The organism is Streptomyces sp. NPDC033180 (assembly GCF_055577645.1).
Genome location: NZ_JBVIPU010000001.1, coordinates 242,900 through 257,382 on the forward strand (window position 1 = coordinate 242,900; position 14,483 = coordinate 257,382).

Annotated in this window: 10 protein-coding genes; 3 read left to right on the forward strand and 7 right to left on the reverse strand. The window is 70.7% G+C overall.

Going from position 1 to position 14,483, the window contains the following annotated elements; genetic code table 11:
• Positions 1-41 precede the first annotated feature (41 nt).
• Positions 42-980, reverse strand: coding sequence for a PAC2 family protein (locus ACZ5WE_RS01190; protein ID WP_467690011.1), 939 nt, complete (start codon positions 978-980; stop codon positions 42-44).
• A gap of 177 nt (positions 981-1,157) precedes the next feature.
• Here ACZ5WE_RS01190 and ACZ5WE_RS01195 point away from each other — a divergent pair, with 177 nt between their 5' ends.
• Positions 1,158-2,138: a right-handed parallel beta-helix repeat-containing protein gene (locus ACZ5WE_RS01195; protein WP_467690009.1), complete on the forward strand. Its 981-nt coding sequence runs from the start codon at positions 1,158-1,160 to the stop codon at positions 2,136-2,138.
• 148 nt (positions 2,139-2,286) lie between these two features.
• Here ACZ5WE_RS01195 and rpsA read toward each other — a convergent pair whose 3' ends face one another.
• The gene (gene rpsA, locus ACZ5WE_RS01200) at positions 2,287-3,807 is read right to left on the reverse strand and encodes a 30S ribosomal protein S1 (protein ID WP_190083195.1); all 1,521 of its coding nucleotides are present in this window, start codon (positions 3,805-3,807) and stop codon (positions 2,287-2,289) included.
• A gap of 402 nt (positions 3,808-4,209) precedes the next feature.
• Here rpsA and ACZ5WE_RS01205 point away from each other — a divergent pair, with 402 nt between their 5' ends.
• Together ACZ5WE_RS01205 and hrpB are read left to right on the forward strand one after the other, a co-directional pair.
• On the forward strand, positions 4,210-5,040 hold the full coding sequence (locus ACZ5WE_RS01205; RefSeq protein WP_467690007.1) for a class I SAM-dependent methyltransferase: 831 nt from the start codon (positions 4,210-4,212) through the stop codon (positions 5,038-5,040).
• Between the two features lie 4 nt (positions 5,041-5,044).
• Complete coding sequence (gene hrpB / locus ACZ5WE_RS01210; protein ID WP_467690005.1) at positions 5,045-7,660, forward strand: ATP-dependent helicase HrpB; 2,616 nt, start codon at positions 5,045-5,047, stop codon at positions 7,658-7,660.
• Here hrpB and pgfA read toward each other — a convergent pair.
• The 5 genes from pgfA to polA all read right to left on the reverse strand — a co-directional run bounded on the left by pgfA (position 7,650) and on the right by polA (position 14,426).
• Positions 7,650-8,642 carry a cell envelope lipid trafficking protein PgfA gene (gene pgfA, locus ACZ5WE_RS01215; protein ID WP_467690003.1) on the reverse strand — a complete coding sequence of 331 codons (993 nt, stop codon included), beginning with the start codon at positions 8,640-8,642 and terminating at the stop codon, positions 7,650-7,652. The genes hrpB and pgfA overlap by 11 nt on opposite strands.
• 21 nt (positions 8,643-8,663) lie before the next feature.
• Positions 8,664-8,798 (reverse strand): SPW_0924 family protein, encoded by a 135-nt coding sequence (locus ACZ5WE_RS01220; RefSeq protein WP_361045215.1) that lies wholly within the window; start codon positions 8,796-8,798, stop codon positions 8,664-8,666.
• Between the two features lie 184 nt (positions 8,799-8,982).
• Positions 8,983-10,689 carry a lytic transglycosylase domain-containing protein gene (locus tag ACZ5WE_RS01225; RefSeq protein WP_467690001.1) on the reverse strand — a complete coding sequence of 569 codons (1,707 nt, stop codon included), beginning with the start codon at positions 10,687-10,689 and terminating at the stop codon, positions 8,983-8,985.
• Positions 10,690-10,826: 137 nt separating this feature from the next.
• Positions 10,827-11,489, reverse strand: a complete 663-nt coding sequence (locus tag ACZ5WE_RS01230; RefSeq protein ID WP_467689999.1) for a hypothetical protein — start codon at positions 11,487-11,489, stop codon at positions 10,827-10,829.
• Between the two features lie 195 nt (positions 11,490-11,684).
• Complete coding sequence (polA, locus tag ACZ5WE_RS01235) at positions 11,685-14,426, reverse strand: DNA polymerase I (RefSeq protein WP_467689998.1); 2,742 nt, start codon at positions 14,424-14,426, stop codon at positions 11,685-11,687.
• Positions 14,427-14,483: the final 57 nt, after the last annotated feature.

Sequence of the window (14,483 nt, forward strand, 5' to 3'; positions counted from 1 at the left end):
AGGGGTTGGCCTTACTCTCCGCCCCCTCGGCCGGGCATCGTTTACGCGTCGCCCTCACGCTCGGCGAGGAAACGCTCGAATTCCTGGCCGATCTCGTCGGCCGACGGGATGTCCATGGGCTCCGCGAGCATGTTGCCGCGCGCGTCGCCTCCGGCCGCCGCGTCGTACTGGTGCTCAAGTCCCTGCACGAGGGAGACCAGTTCCTCGTCGCCCTCCTGGATCTGCCGGTCGATCTCGGTCTGGGTGCGGTGCGCCTCGGTGCGCAGGCCGTGCGCGACGCCCGGCAGCACGAGGCCCGTCGCGGCGGTGATCGCCTCCAGGACCGTGAGGGCGGCGTCCGGGTACGTGGAGCGCGCGATGTAGTGCGGGACGTGAGCGGCGACACCGAGCACGTCGTGGCCCGCCTCCAGGAGGCGGTACTCGACGAGCGACGCCGCGCTGCCCGGCACCTGCGCCTCGTCGAAGGGGCTCCGGTGCCCCGGCACCAGGTCCGTGCGGTTGCCGTGCGGCGTGAGGCCCACGGGGCGGGTGTGCGGCACGCCCATGGGAATGCCGTGGAAGTTCACCGACAGGCGTACGCCGAGCCTCTCCACGATCTGCCCGATCGCAGCCGTGAAGCGCTCCCACTCGATGTCGGGCTCGGGCCCGGAGAGCAGCAGGAAAGGCGCTCCCGTGGCGTCCTGGAGGAGCCGCACGTCGAGCGTGGGCACCTCGTACTCGGTCCAGCGGTCGCGCCGGAACGTGAGCAGCGGGCGGCGCGCGCGGTAGTCGACGAGCCGGTCGTGGTCGAAGCGCGCCACCACCTGGCCCGGCATGCTGTCCGTGAGCCGTTCGACGATCTGATCGCCGGTCTCGCCCGCGTCGATGTAGCCGTCGAAGTGGTAGAGCATGACAAGTCCGGCCGACTCCTGGGCGAGCGCCATGTCGACGACCGCGAGGCCCTTCGGCTCCCATGCGTACAAACCCTGCGGATCAAGCACTGTGACCGCTCCTCGCCCTCTTCGTCGTGACTCGTACAGCAGAACACCCGTCAGGCCAGGGGCATTCCCTCCTTCGCCTCCACCCGACCTGGTCCAGACCTTGACGCGAACATGACCCACCTCTACGTTCATGTGCACACCCAGAGTTCACGTACAAGAACCGGAGGGTCACCCCACATGCGCACCCGACGCACCCTGCTCATCTCCGCGCTCACCACGCTCACCACGACAGCTCTCGCCGGAGGCCTGACTGTCGCGGCTACCGCCTCCCCCGTCTCGACGGCCGCCGAGACCATCGAGGTCTCCACGGCCGCCGAGCTCAAGTCCGCGCTCACCGGCGCATCCCCGGGCGACACGATCCACCTCGCCGACGGCACGTACAGCGGAAACTTCAAGACGAGCACCGCCGCGAGCTCAGGCGCCCGCATCACCCTGACCGGCTCCTCGAAGGCGGTGCTCACGGCGGGCGGCGGATACGGCCTGCATCTGAACGGCGCCTCCTACTGGACGGTGAAGGGCATCACCGTCACGGGCGGCCAGAAGGGCATCATGATCGACTCCGCGAAGGGCGTCACCGTCGACACGGTCACGGTCCACGGCCTCGACATGGAGGGCGTCCACTTCCGGAAGTCGAGCACGGACGGCGTCATCAAGAACTCGCGGATCCACGACACCGGGAACGACGACCGCGGGATGGGAGAGGGCGTCTACGTGGGCAGCGCCAACACGCTCTCCGACAAGAGCGACAACGTACAGATCGTCGGGAACACCATCGGCCCGGACGTCGGCGGCGAGGCGGTCGACCTCAAGGAAGGCACCACGGGCGGCAGGGTCTCGGGCAACACGTTCGACGGCAGGGGCCTGACCGGTAACCACTACGACGACTCGTGGATCGACGTGAAGGGCAACAACTACGTCATCGAGAACAACACCGGCAAGAACACCACGAACAACGGCTACGAGACCCACAGCCAGCAGTCGGGCTGGGGCTGCGGCACGGTGTTCCGCGGCAACAAGTCCAACCTGACCGGCTCGACGGGCGACAAGCAGCTGGCCATCAACGTGACCAACCACAGCGGCAGTTGCAAAACGACGGTCTACAGCAGCAACACGGTGACGGGCGGCAAGGGCCTGACGAACATCCCGGTGACTCCCTGAGGGCAACGTCCCGAAGGGACGAGCCTTCAGGGGCGCGGGGAACCGCGCGCCCAGCCCCCACCGGACCCGCACCCGAAACAGAACAACGGGCCCGCACCCCCGAAGGGATGCGGGCCCGCAGCGTTCAGCTACCGCCTAGGGGCGAGCCTCAGCTCTGGCCACCCGCGAGCTTCTCGCGAAGGGCGGCAAGCGCCTCGTCCGACGCCAGGGCGCCGGAGTTGTCGTCCGACTCCGAGGAGTACGAACCGCCGCCGCCACCGCTGCCACCGGCAGCCGGGGCACCGGTCGAGGACGCGGGAGCCGCAGCGCCCTCGGCCTCGGCCTGGGCGTCCGCCTCGCGGGACTTGATGACCTGGGCCTGGTGCTGCTCGAAGCGCTGCTGCGCCTCGGCGTACTGGCCCTCCCAAGCCTCGCGCTGGGTCTCGAAGCCCTCGAGCCAGTCGTTCGTCTCGGGGTCGAAGCCCTCGGGGTAGATGTAGTTGCCCTGGTCGTCGTAGGACGCGGCCATGCCGTACAGGGTCGGGTCGAACTCGACGGCCGACGGGTCGGCACCGAAGGACTCGTTGGCCTGCTTGAGGCTCAGCGAGATCCGGCGACGCTCGAGGTCGATGTCGATGACCTTGACGAAGATCTCGTCGTTGACCTGGACGACCTGCTCCGGGATCTCCACGTGGCGCTCGGCCAGCTCGGAGATGTGGACCAGGCCCTCGATGCCCTCGTCGACGCGCACGAACGCACCGAACGGAACGAGCTTGGTGACCTTACCGGGAACAACCTGCCCGATCTGGTGCGTGCGGGCGAACTGCTGCCACGGGTCTTCCTGCGTCGCCTTGAGCGACAGGGACACGCGCTCGCGGTCCATGTCCACGTCGAGAACCTCGACGGTGACTTCCTGGCCGACCTCGACGACCTCGGAGGGGTGGTCGATGTGCTTCCAGGAAAGCTCGGAGACGTGCACGAGACCGTCGACGCCGCCGAGGTCCACGAACGCACCGAAGTTGACGATCGAGGAAACGACGCCGGAGCGGACCTGACCCTTCTGCAGGGTCGTGAGGAAGGTCTGACGGACCTCGCTCTGGGTCTGCTCGAGCCAGGCACGGCGGGACAGGACCACGTTGTTGCGGTTCTTGTCCAGCTCGATGATCTTGGCCTCGAGCTCCTTGCCCACGTAGGGCTGGAGGTCGCGGACGCGGCGCATCTCGACGAGGGAGGCCGGCAGGAAGCCACGGAGGCCGATGTCGAGGATGAGACCACCCTTGACGACCTCGATGACGGTACCGGTGACGATGCCGTCTTCTTCCTTGATCTTCTCGATCGTGCCCCAGGCACGCTCGTACTGAGCGCGCTTCTTGGACAGGATCAGACGGCCTTCCTTGTCCTCCTTCTGGAGAACCAGGGCCTCGATCTCGTCACCAACAGCGACGACCTCGTTCGGGTCGACGTCGTGCTTGATGGAGAGCTCGCGGCTCGGGATGACGCCTTCGGTCTTGTAACCGATGTCGAGCAGGACCTCGTCCCGGTCGACCTTCACGATGACGCCGTCGACGATGTCGCCGTCGTTGAAGTACTTGATCGTCTCGTCGATCGCGGCGAGGAAGGCTTCCTCGTTACCGATGTCGTTGACCGCTACCTGCGGGGTGGTGGCGGTGGTCTCGGTGCTGCTCGTCATGTGGGTAAGGGCTCCGGTACGGACAGTGAGTCGTAGGTACTGCTAGCGCCGGAACCGATTTCGCTCTGAAGAAGCCGGACAGCCTGGGAAGCGCCGATTCCTGTTTCCGGAGAAACAGTGAAGGCGCCTCGACAACCGAGGGGACATGCAACAGACGCGAGCGCATCCCGCTAGGTCTGAGGACGGCAGGCTCGCAGCGCAACTTGTAGCATACGGGGGCAGCCGGACAGGGTCAATGCGCGAAGACGCACACCCGGGGCGGAACGCCGCATACCCGGCACAAATGCTGTCGCGTGAGGCCACACGGGCCGCACAGCGCCCTGTCGCGACGCTTCAAAGGCGTCTCGCGACCGCCGCCTCACCGCGACGAGCCTCGACGAAGCCAGACGGAAGAGTACGACGATGGAGCCGATCATCCAAGAGTCCGAGCTGCCCGAGACGCCCGACCCGGAAGCAACCCGCCGTGACGCCGATGTCACGGAGAGCAGTCGCGCCAATCGCGGCTGGTGGGACAGGAACGCGGACGACTACCAGATCGAACACGGCACCTTCCTGGGTGACGACCGGTTCGTGTGGGGTCCCGAGGGGCTCGACGAGGTGGAGGCCGAACTGCTGGGTCCGCCCGAGGAGCTGAAGGGCAAGGACGTCCTGGAGATCGGCGCGGGTGCGGCGCAGTGCTCGCGCTGGCTCGTCTCCCAGGGCGCGCGTCCGGTCGCCCTCGATCTCTCCCACCGGCAGCTGCAGCACGCGCTGCGGATCGGCGGGAGCGTTCCGCTGGTCCAGGCCGATGCCGGGGTGCTGCCCTTCAAGGACGGCGCCTTCGACCTCGTCTGCTCCGCCTACGGAGTGCTGCCTTTCGTCGCCGACCCTGTCATGGTCCTCAAGGAGGCGCGGCGCGTCCTGCGCCCCGGGGGCCGGCTCGTCTTCTCCGCGACGCACCCCATCCGCTGGGCGTTCCCGGACGAGCCGGGTCCTGAGGGGCTCTCCGTGTCGGCCTCCTACTTCGACCGCACTCCTTATGTGGAGCAGGACGAGAACGGGAACGCCGTCTACGTGGAGCACCACCGCACGCTCGGCGACCGGGTGCGGGACATCGTGGCCGCCGGTCTCCGGCTGGTCGACGTGGTGGAGCCGGAGTGGCCGGCGTGGAACACCCAGGAGTGGGGCGGCTGGTCCCCGTTGCGCGGGAATCTGATCCCGGGGACGGCGATCTACGTCTGCGTACGAGACTGAGTGCGTGAGCCGTCTCCGTAACGAAGCCCTGGACCTGCCCGTCCGCAGTGCGCTGCCCGCGTTGCGTTCCGCTCTGGAGGGGCCGGGCAGCGCCGTGCTGTGCGCGCCTCCCGGTACGGGCAAGACGACGCTGGTGCCGCTGGTCCTCGCCGGGCTCTACGGGGATGGGCCCGCACGTCGTGTGGTGGTCGCCGAGCCCCGGCGCATCGCCGCTCGGGCCGCCGCGCGGCGGATGGCTTGGCTGCTCGGCGAGAAGGTCGGGGAGAGCGTCGGGTACACGGTGCGCGGTGAGCGCGTCGTGGGCCGCCACGCGCGCGTGGAGGTCGTCACGACCGGTGTCCTGCTGCAGCGGCTGCAGCGGGACCAGGAGTTGACCGGCGTCGACGTGGTGATCATCGATGAGTGCCACGAGCGGCATCTCGACGCCGACACGGTGGCGGCGTTCCTGGTCGATGTGCGGGCGGCGCTGCGGCCCGAGCTGCGGCTCGTTGCCGCGTCGGCGACGACGGACGCGCAGGGGTGGGCGCGGATCCTCGGGGACGCCCCCGTGGTGGAGGCGCGGGGCACCTCGCATCCGGTCGAGGTCGTCTGGGCGCCGCCCGCGCGTCCGGTGCGGCCGCCGCACGGGGTGCGGGTGGATCCGGCGCTGCTCACGCATGTGGCGTCGGTGGTGCGGCGGGCGCTCGCCGAGCGGGAGGGGGACGTCCTGTGCTTCCTGCCCGGGGTCGGCGAGATCGCGCGCGTGGCCGGACAGTTGGGTGACGCACCCGCGGAGCTTCTGCAGGTGCACGGGCGGGCGTCCGCTGCGGTGCAGGACGCGGTGCTCGCGGGCTCGGCGGGAGGCGACCGGCGGGTGGTCCTCGCGACGTCGGTGGCCGAGTCCTCCCTGACGGTGCCCGGGGTGCGGGTCGTCGTCGACTCCGGGCTCGCGCGTGAGCCGCGCGTCGACCACGCGCGCGGGCTGAGCGCGCTGACGACGGTACGGGCTTCGCAGGCGGCGGGCCGGCAGCGGGCCGGTCGTGCGGGGCGTGAGGCGCCGGGGGCCGTGTACCGGTGCTGGGCGGAGGCGGAGGACGCCCGTCTGCCGCGCTTTCCGGCGCCGGAGATCAAGCTGGCGGACCTCGCCGCGTTCGCCTTGCAGACGGCGTGCTGGGGTGATCCTGACGCCTCGTCTCTCGCCTTGCTCGATCCGCCCCCGGGTGGCGCGATGGCGGCGGCGCGGGCCGTCTTGACGGCGGTCGGGGCGGTGTCCCCGGAGTCGGGGCGGGTCACGGAGCGGGGCACGCGGATGGCGCGGGTCGGGCTTCACCCCCGTCTGGCGCGGGCCCTGCTGGACGCGGCCCCCCTCGTGGGTGCGCGCCGCGCGGCCGAGGTGGTGGCCCTCCTGAGCGAGGAGCCACCGCGTGAGTACGGGGACGATCTCGCGGCGGCCTGGCGCGCTGCCCGGCGGGGCGGGGACGGGTACGCGGCGCGATGGCGCACGGAGGTGCGGCGGCTGACCGCAGCGGGGGCGTCGCCGCCGGGAGCCGGTGCCGGTACGCCGCCTCCGGCAGCTTCGGCTCAAGACCTTTCCCACCCACCCACCCGGCACCCCGAAGCAGACGGGCGGGCGGGTCGGGAGCCTCAGGGGCGCTGGAGCGACGAGCACGTCGCCGGGCTCGTTGCCGCTCTCGCCTTCCCCGAGCGCGTTGCCCAGGGGCGGGGCGACGGCACGTACCTCATGGTGAACGGGACCCGCGCCGAGGTGCGGCCCGGGTCCGCGCTGACCGGCGCGGAGTGGATCGCCGTGGCCGTGGCCGACCGGCCGGTGGGCGCCGGGCACGCGCGCGTGCTGCTCGGCGGGCACATCGACGAGGATGTCGCCCGGAGCGCCGCCGCGCCTCTCTACCGCGAGGGGGACGAGGTCGCCTGGGCCGACGGGGATCTCGTCGCGCGGCACGTCGAGCGTCTTGGCGCCGTGGAGCTGACGGTGCGGCCCCTCAAGAAGCCCGCCCCCGGACTCGTACGGGAAGGGCTGCTGGCGGGGCTCGAGGAAGAAGGGACCTCGCTCCTGCACTGGTCCCAGGGTGCGCGGGAGCTGCGGGAGCGCCTCGCGTTCTTGCACCGGCATCGCGGAGCGCCCTGGCCCGACGTCTCCGAAAGCGCCCTGCACGCGCGCGTGGACGAGTGGTTGGAGCCCGAGCTGTCGAAGGCGCGGCGCCGGGCCGACCTGCGGCGCATCGACGCGGGGCAGGCCCTGGGCCGGCTCCTGCCATGGGCGACGGGCGAGGCTACCCGCCTCGACGCGCTGGCTCCGGAGCGGGTGGCCGTGCCCAGTGGGTCCCGGATCCGGATCGACTACTCCGACCCCGAACAGCCCGTCCTGGCGGTGAAGTTGCAGGAGATGTTCGGGCTCGCCGAGACCCCTCGGATCGCGGACGGCGGCGTGCCCGTCCTCGTGCACCTGCTGTCCCCCGCGGGCCGCCCCGCCGCCGTCACCGCCGATCTCGCCTCCTTCTGGCGGGACGGTTACCGGGCCGTGCGGGCCGAGCTGCGCGGGCGGTATCCGAAGCATCCGTGGCCGGAGGATCCGGCTGATGCCCGGGCGACGCGGTTCACCAACGCCCGGCTCAGGCGTTGACCGGTTCCGGCTCGGGCGCGGCCGTGGCCTGCGGTTCGCCGGGCCTGCGGCTGCGGGCCTCGAGCCAGAGGGAGAGGGCGAGCAGGAGCAGGCCGAGGCCCAGGAAGCCCCAGGGGAGATAGGACGTCAGGAGGAGGACCAGGACGCGCTGGGACTTCACCAGGTCGACGGTGTTCTTGATGTAGTCCTCGCGCATCTTCACGTGCCCCTCGAAGACCGTGACCTTGTCGCGGTCGCCGAGGAGTGTGCCGCCGCGCAGCTCGTTCTTCTGGATCTCCTCGCCGTAGACGGGCGCCCCCGTGGTGGGGTCGACCCAGAACTTGCGGACCGTGGTGTACCAGCGCGTGGTCCCGGTCTTGGCGAGGGACTCGGGAGTGATGCCCTTGACCGGCATGGTCTTGGGGAAGGGCACCTTGGTCCAGGGGATGGTCTGCTCGAAGTAGTAGACATCGACGCCACGGAAGGTCTGCGTGCCCTTGTAGTGGATGGGCTTGGTGACACGGGCCTGCGCGTCGAAGTACTCGTAGTCCCGCTTCTCGGTCAGGAAGGGCCACTTGAACTCGATACCCTCGCGCTTGACCGCGTCGCCGTCGACCATCTCGCCGGTGGCGTGCACCGGTTCCTGGCTGTGCGCGTCGAAGATGTAGCGCTCGGGGACCTTGGAGACCATCTTGCCGTCCGCGTCCTGGACGTAGGAGAGGGCGTCCCAGACGACGACGTCGCGGTCCGCGCTCTTCTCGATCTTCTCCGAGGCCTCCACGTTGCCCTTGAGGGTCTGCACGATGGTGACCTTGTCGACCTTCTTGGCCCGCATCGAGCCGTAGTCGATGAGCGTCGGGTTCTTCGCCTCCAGGACCGCCTCCTGGTACTGGCTCGGCGGAATCTTGGCCAGGCGCGGGAAGGCGTACCAGCGCATGAGCGGGGACATCGCCGTGCAGAACACGGCGAAGGCGAGCAGGATCAGGCTGGCCTTGCGGCGCATCGCGGCGGCCCTCCCTACGAGTCAGGGGTGCTTGGGGACGGTGGTGAGCAGCGGCTCCGGCGAGGTCTCGCCGGGCGGGGCCCCCATCGCGGTGATGGTCAGGACCAGGGCGAAGGCGACGGCAAGACCGGTCGCGGCGGCGATGAGAGCGCGCATGCGGATCCTCCCGAGGCGGGAAAACTGACGGCATCGAGGACGCCGGCCGTGAACTGACAGGGCGTCAGGGCTGGGGCACCGTAGCAACGCGACGGCCAGATGAGAACACGTTGCACACAGACGAACGCCCCTGCGCCGGGCGGGCGCAGGGGCGTTGTGGCAGAGTGCGCACGGGGGTCCGAGGCTAGGCCGCGGGAGCCGCCACCTTCAGTTCGACCGTGAGGGTCGCGCCGCCGGCGGTGGTGACGCGCAGGAGATACGTGCCCGCGGCGTCGTCGGCGTACATCTTGGGGAGCTTGAGCACGCCGTTCGCGTCCGTCTTCAGGGCCTTGAGGGTGCGGACCGGCTTGCCGTCCGCGTCCTTGAAGTACGGGCCCTTGTCGTTGGCCGTGGCGTCCGACGCCGACTTGACCATGGTGGCGGTGGCCGCGACGCGGTCGGCGGCCTCCCCCTTGTACGTGGCCTTGACCTCGACCTGGTCGGCGAACTCCTTGCCCGGCTCACAGGTCAGCGCCTTGTCGCTGGTCCTGGTCAGGGCGTCGGCCTGGCGCGCGCCGACCGTCGCCGTGTAGTCGAGGCCGGGCAGCGAGCGGCCGACGACCGTGGCCCGGACCTTGAACTCACCGGTCTTCTCGCCCGCCTTGACCACCGGGGCGGTGGCCTTGCCCGAGGCGCTCGTGGTGACGCTCGCGCTGGTGGCGCCGCCGGGGAAGCGCGCGTCGGTGTCGCCGACGATCACGAACTTCACCTTGGCCTTGGCCACCGCGGAGCCCGACCTGGACTCCGTGCGCACCTCGACGCGTTCGGCGAAGGCGTCGCCCGCCGTCGCGGCGAGCTTGCCGGTGCCGGCGTCCTCCAGGCTCGCGACCCGGTCGGTGGGCGAGGGGGGCTTCGGGGTCCCGGAGCCGCCGCCGTTGGACGGCGGAGTGGTCGGGCCGCCGCTGCCGCCGCCGTTGCCGGGCTCGGAGGGCTTGTCGCCACCGGGCTTGTCGTCGCCGGACTTGGGCGGCTTCGGCGAGGGCGAACCGGATGCCGGGGGCGTGGGCACCGGGCTCGTGCCGGGGCCGTTGCCGTCGCTGCGGTCGCCCGGCAGGTCGCCCGAGCCGTCGGGGATCTCGCGGATGCCGTCGCGGTAGTGCTCCAGCCACGTCAGGACGGTGTTCAGGTAGTGCGTCGAGCGGTTGTAGCTGAGGATCGCCTTGTGCAGATCGGCCTCGATCGACAGATCGCGGTCGTTCGCGCAGAGGTAGCTTCCGGCGGCGAGCGCGGCGTCGTAGATGTTGTTCGGGTCCGACTTGCCGTCCGCGTTGCCGTCCTGCCCCCACGTCGCCCACGTCGAGGGGATGAACTGCATGGGGCCGACCGCGCGGTCGTGCGTCTCGTCGCCGTCGTACGCGCCGTTGTCGGTGTCGGTGATCTTCGCGAAGCCGTTGCCGTTGAGAGGCGGGCCGAGGATCTCTCCGACCGTCGTGCCGTTCGCGTCCACGCGGCCGCCACGCGCCTGCCCGGACTCGACCTTGCCTATCGCGGCGAGCAGCTCCCAGGGGAGGTTGCAGCCCGGCTTGGTCGTGGCCAGGGACGCCTCGGCCTTCTTGTACGCGTCGAGGACGGTGGCCGGGATCTCCGAATCGGTTTCGCCGTCGCCGGTGCCGTCGGGTGAACCGGTCGGCGGCACCGGGGACTTCAGGCGCGGAAGCTCGGTGTAGTAAGGCGAGTTGCCGGTCGCGGAATCCTCCGCCGGCGGCGTGGCGCCGGATGCTCCCGCCCGCTCGTCGCGGGGGACGTCCGTCACGCCCGGGGCCTGGGACGCCGCGAGCGCGGCCACCGCCGCCGCGGCCACCGCGGTGGTCACCGCTCCCCTGCGCAACCGCCTGCCGAATACCGCCGCCATGACCGTGAACCCCTCCCCTTGACGACTGTGTGTGTCGCCGCCCGCTCTCCCGTGCTCCCCGTGGTGCTCCCCAGCGGGCCGACTCAGGCGACACTACGACAACTTCCGGCGCCCAGACACCCGTTCGCGCCCGATTTTCACCGGTTGGCCGCGTCCTGTTCGGGTGGGACGTCGGAAAGGACCTCGTTCTCCGGGGTGAGCTCCCGCCCTGCCGCACGGCCCTTGTCGAGAGCGCGGCGCACGGCCCGGGCGACGCGTTCGATGGTACGGACTCCGTACTCCGTCGTGGGGTTGTCGTGCGAGAGAACCACGATGCGGTAGGCCACGCTCCGGGTCCTGGTCCTGGCTCCGGCCCAGCGCTGGTGGCGCCGCATCTCGTTCAGCTGCTTCAGGCCGTACGCGCGTGAGGCCGGGCTCAGCAGGGGTCGGCGGACCCTGGCCTTGCGGCGCTCCCAGGCGGTGAGCCCCCGGCCCCAGTCCTGGGCGCGGCGGAGGGCCGCCTCCATGATCATGACCTTGGCGACGCTCGCGGTGTCGTAACGGTAGCTGCTGCCGAGGGCGCAGCTGAGGCCGGTGGCGGGGTCGTGGAGGGCCACGGACACCGTGCCCCGCCGGGCGACCAGGGCGGCGCGGATGTCGCGGGCGAGGTGGGCGGCGAGGGTGGGTTCGCTGCGGGCCGTGCAGGAGGCCGCGCGTTGCGCTGCGCTGGCTCGAGCGGCGCTCGCGGGTATCGGCGGGACGAGGGCTGCGGCTAGGGCCGTGGCTATGACCGCCCGGCAGTTTCGCAGGTGAAGGGCCATGCGGTCATCGTGGCCGGGGCGCCTTTGCGGGGCTCGGGGGCGGGGGCCACAAGGGTGAGGCCGGGATTCTGTACAGGATGTCCTGAATCGCCGGACAGGCTGGAATTTCCGGCCTGTCCGGCGATGGGGGACGAGCTCGGCGAAGGCGGCTGTTCGCGGTGCGCCAGGACACCCCGCTCAAGCCCGGCGCAGCCGTCAGTGCGCGGCGGACTCCCAGTCCGCCCCCACGCCCACCGACACGTCCAGCGGAGCCCTCAGCGACACCGCGCCCGCCATTTCGCGGCGGACGAGCTTCTCCACCTCGGCGCGCTCGCCCGGAGCGATCTCCAGGACGATTTCGTCGTGGACCTGGAGCAGCATGCGGGAGTCGAGCTTCGCCTCCGTCAGGGCGCGGTGCACGTTCAGCATGGCGATCTTGACGATGTCAGCTGCCGTGCCCTGGATCGGCGCGTTCAGGGCCATCCGCTCGGCCATCTCGCGGCGCTGGCGGTTGTCGCTGTTGAGGTCGGGGAGATACCGGCGGCGGCCCAGCATCGTCTCGGTGTAGCCCGTCGCGCGGGCCTCGTCGACGGCTCGGCGCAGATAGTCCCGGACGCCGCCGAACCGCTCGAAGTACGTGTCCATCAGCGCGCGGGCCTCGCCCGCCTCGATGTTCAGCTGCTGGGAGAGGCCGAACGCGGAGAGGCCGTACGCCAGGCCGTACGACATGGCCTTGATCTTGCGGCGCATCTCAGCGTCGACGGCGGAGCCCTCGACGGAGAAGACCTGCGAGGCGACCGTGGTGTGCAGGTCCTCGCCCGAGCTGAACGCCTCCAGGAGGCCCTCGTCCTCGGAGAGGTGGGCCATCACGCGCAGTTCGATCTGGCTGTAGTCCGCGGTCATCAGGGACTCGAAGCCCTCGCCGACCACGAAGCCGCGGCGGATCGCCCGGCCCTCGTCCGTGCGGACGGGGATGTTCTGGAGGTTCGGCTCGGTGGAGGACAGGCGGCCCGTCGCCGCGACCGTCTGGTTGAAGGTCGTGTGGATGCGGGTGTCCGCGGCGATCGACTTGATCAGGCCCTCGACCGTGACGCGGAGCTTCGCCTGCTCGCGGTGGCGGAGCATGATGACCGGCAGTTCGTTCTCGGTCTGGGCCGCGAGCCAGGCCAGGGCGTCGGCGTCCGTGGTGTAACCGGTCTTGGTCTTCTTCGTCTTGGGGAGGTTCAGCTCGCCGAAGAGGACTTCCTGGAGCTGCTTGGGCGAGCCGAGGTTGAACTCGTGGCCCGCCGCCGCGTGCGCCTCCTTCACCGCCTGCTGCACCGCGCCCGCGAACTGCTGCTCCATCGCCTCCAGATGGGCGCGGTCCGCCGCGATGCCGTGCCGCTCCAGGCGGGCCAGGAGGATGGACGTCGGCAGCTCGATGTCGGTGAGGAGATTGCCCGCGCCGACCTCGGGGAGCTTCTCGCCGAAGGCCGTGCCCAGGTCGAGGATCGTGCGGGCCTGCGACATCAGTGCGTCGGCCTCGGCCTGGTCGTCCTCTTCCGTACCGAAGGCGAGCTGTCCGTCGGCCGCCGATGCGGGCGCGAGCTCCCGGCCCAGGTACTCCAGGGACAGGGCGTCCAGGGCGAAGGAGCGGCGTCCCGGCTTGACCAGGTACGCGGCGAGCGCCGTGTCCATGGCGACGCCGTCCACCGTCCAGCCGTGCTCGGGGAAGACCCGCATCGTGGCCTTGGCGTTGTGCAGGACCTTGGGCTTCTTCGGGTCTGCGGCCCAGGCCGCGAAGGCGTTCTCGTCGGCCTCGTCCAGGCGGGACGGGTCGAACCAGGCCGCCGCTCCCCCGGCCGCGGCGAGGGCGACCTCGGTCACCGAGCCCGTGCCGAGCTGCCAGGTGTCGACCGTGGCCATGCCGAGGACCGCGTTGCCGTGCTCGGCGAGCCACGGCGCGAGCTCGCCCGCGCCGAGCACCGAGCCGTCCAGCTCCACGCCCGGCTCGGCCGGGGTCTGGTCGGCCTCCTCGGCGCCGGGGTCGACGGCGAGGAGCCGCTCGCGCAGCGAGGGGTTGCGGATCTCCAGGGTGTCCAGGACCAGGGCGAGGGCCGTGCGGTCGTACGGAGCCCGCTCCAGGTCGCCGACCTGCTTGGGAAGCTCTACGTCGCGCACCATCTCGGTGAGGCGGCGGTTCAGCTTCACCGCGTCCAGGTGGTCGCGGAAGTTCTGTCCGGCCTTGCCCTTGACCTCTTCGGCGCGCTCGACGAGGTCCGCGAAGGAACCGAACTGGTTGATCCACTTCGCGGCGGTCTTCTCACCCACGCCGGGGATGCCGGGGAGGTTGTCGGACGGGTCGCCGCGCAGGGCCGCGAAGTCCGGATACTGGCTGGGCGTGAGGCCGTACTTCTCCTCGACCTTCTCCGGGGTGAAGCGCGTCAGCTCCGATACGCCCTTGGTCGGGTACAGCACGGTCACGTGGTCGCTGATCAGCTGGAAGGAGTCGCGGTCGCCGGTGACGATCAGGACCTCGAAGCCCGCGGCCTCGGCCTGGGTGGCGAGCGTGGCGATGACGTCGTCCGCCTCGAAGCCGTCCACCGCGAACCGCACCGCGTGCATCGCGTCGAGCATCTCGCCGATCAGCTCGACCTGGCCCTTGAACTCGTCCGGGGTCTTGGAGCGGTTCGCCTTGTACTCGGGGAACTCCGTGGAGCGCCACGTCTTGCGCGAGACGTCGAAGGCCACCGCGAAGTGCGTGGGCGCCTCGTCGCGCAGGGTGTTCGCCAGCATCGACGCGAAGCCGTAGATCGCGTTGGTCGGCTGGCCCGTCGCGGTCGTGAAATTCTCCGCGGGCAGCGCGAAGAACGCCCGGTAGGCCAGGGAGTGCCCGTCCATGAGGAGCAGGCGCGGACGCTGCTCGCCACTCGGCTTCGTCGCGGTCTCGGACTTCTTCTTCGCTGCTTTTTCTGCCACGTCCCCGATCCTGCCACGCCCCACTGACAGTCAGACCCAACCCTCACCCGCGACCGC

Coding starts and splice junctions, on each gene's coding strand:
- ACZ5WE_RS01230 (WP_467689999.1), bottom strand. CDS start 11,489: ATGGCCCTTCACCTGCGAAACTGCCGGGCGGTCATAGCCACGGCCCTA.
- rpsA (WP_190083195.1), bottom strand. CDS start 3,807: ATGACGAGCAGCACCGAGACCACCGCCACCACCCCGCAGGTAGCGGTC.
- pgfA (WP_467690003.1), bottom strand. CDS start 8,642: ATGCGCCGCAAGGCCAGCCTGATCCTGCTCGCCTTCGCCGTGTTCTGC.
- ACZ5WE_RS01220 (WP_361045215.1), bottom strand. CDS start 8,798: ATGCGCGCTCTCATCGCCGCCGCGACCGGTCTTGCCGTCGCCTTCGCC.
- ACZ5WE_RS01195 (WP_467690009.1), top strand. CDS start 1,158: ATGCGCACCCGACGCACCCTGCTCATCTCCGCGCTCACCACGCTCACC.
- ACZ5WE_RS01225 (WP_467690001.1), bottom strand. CDS start 10,689: ATGGCGGCGGTATTCGGCAGGCGGTTGCGCAGGGGAGCGGTGACCACC.
- ACZ5WE_RS01205 (WP_467690007.1), top strand. CDS start 4,210: ATGGAGCCGATCATCCAAGAGTCCGAGCTGCCCGAGACGCCCGACCCG.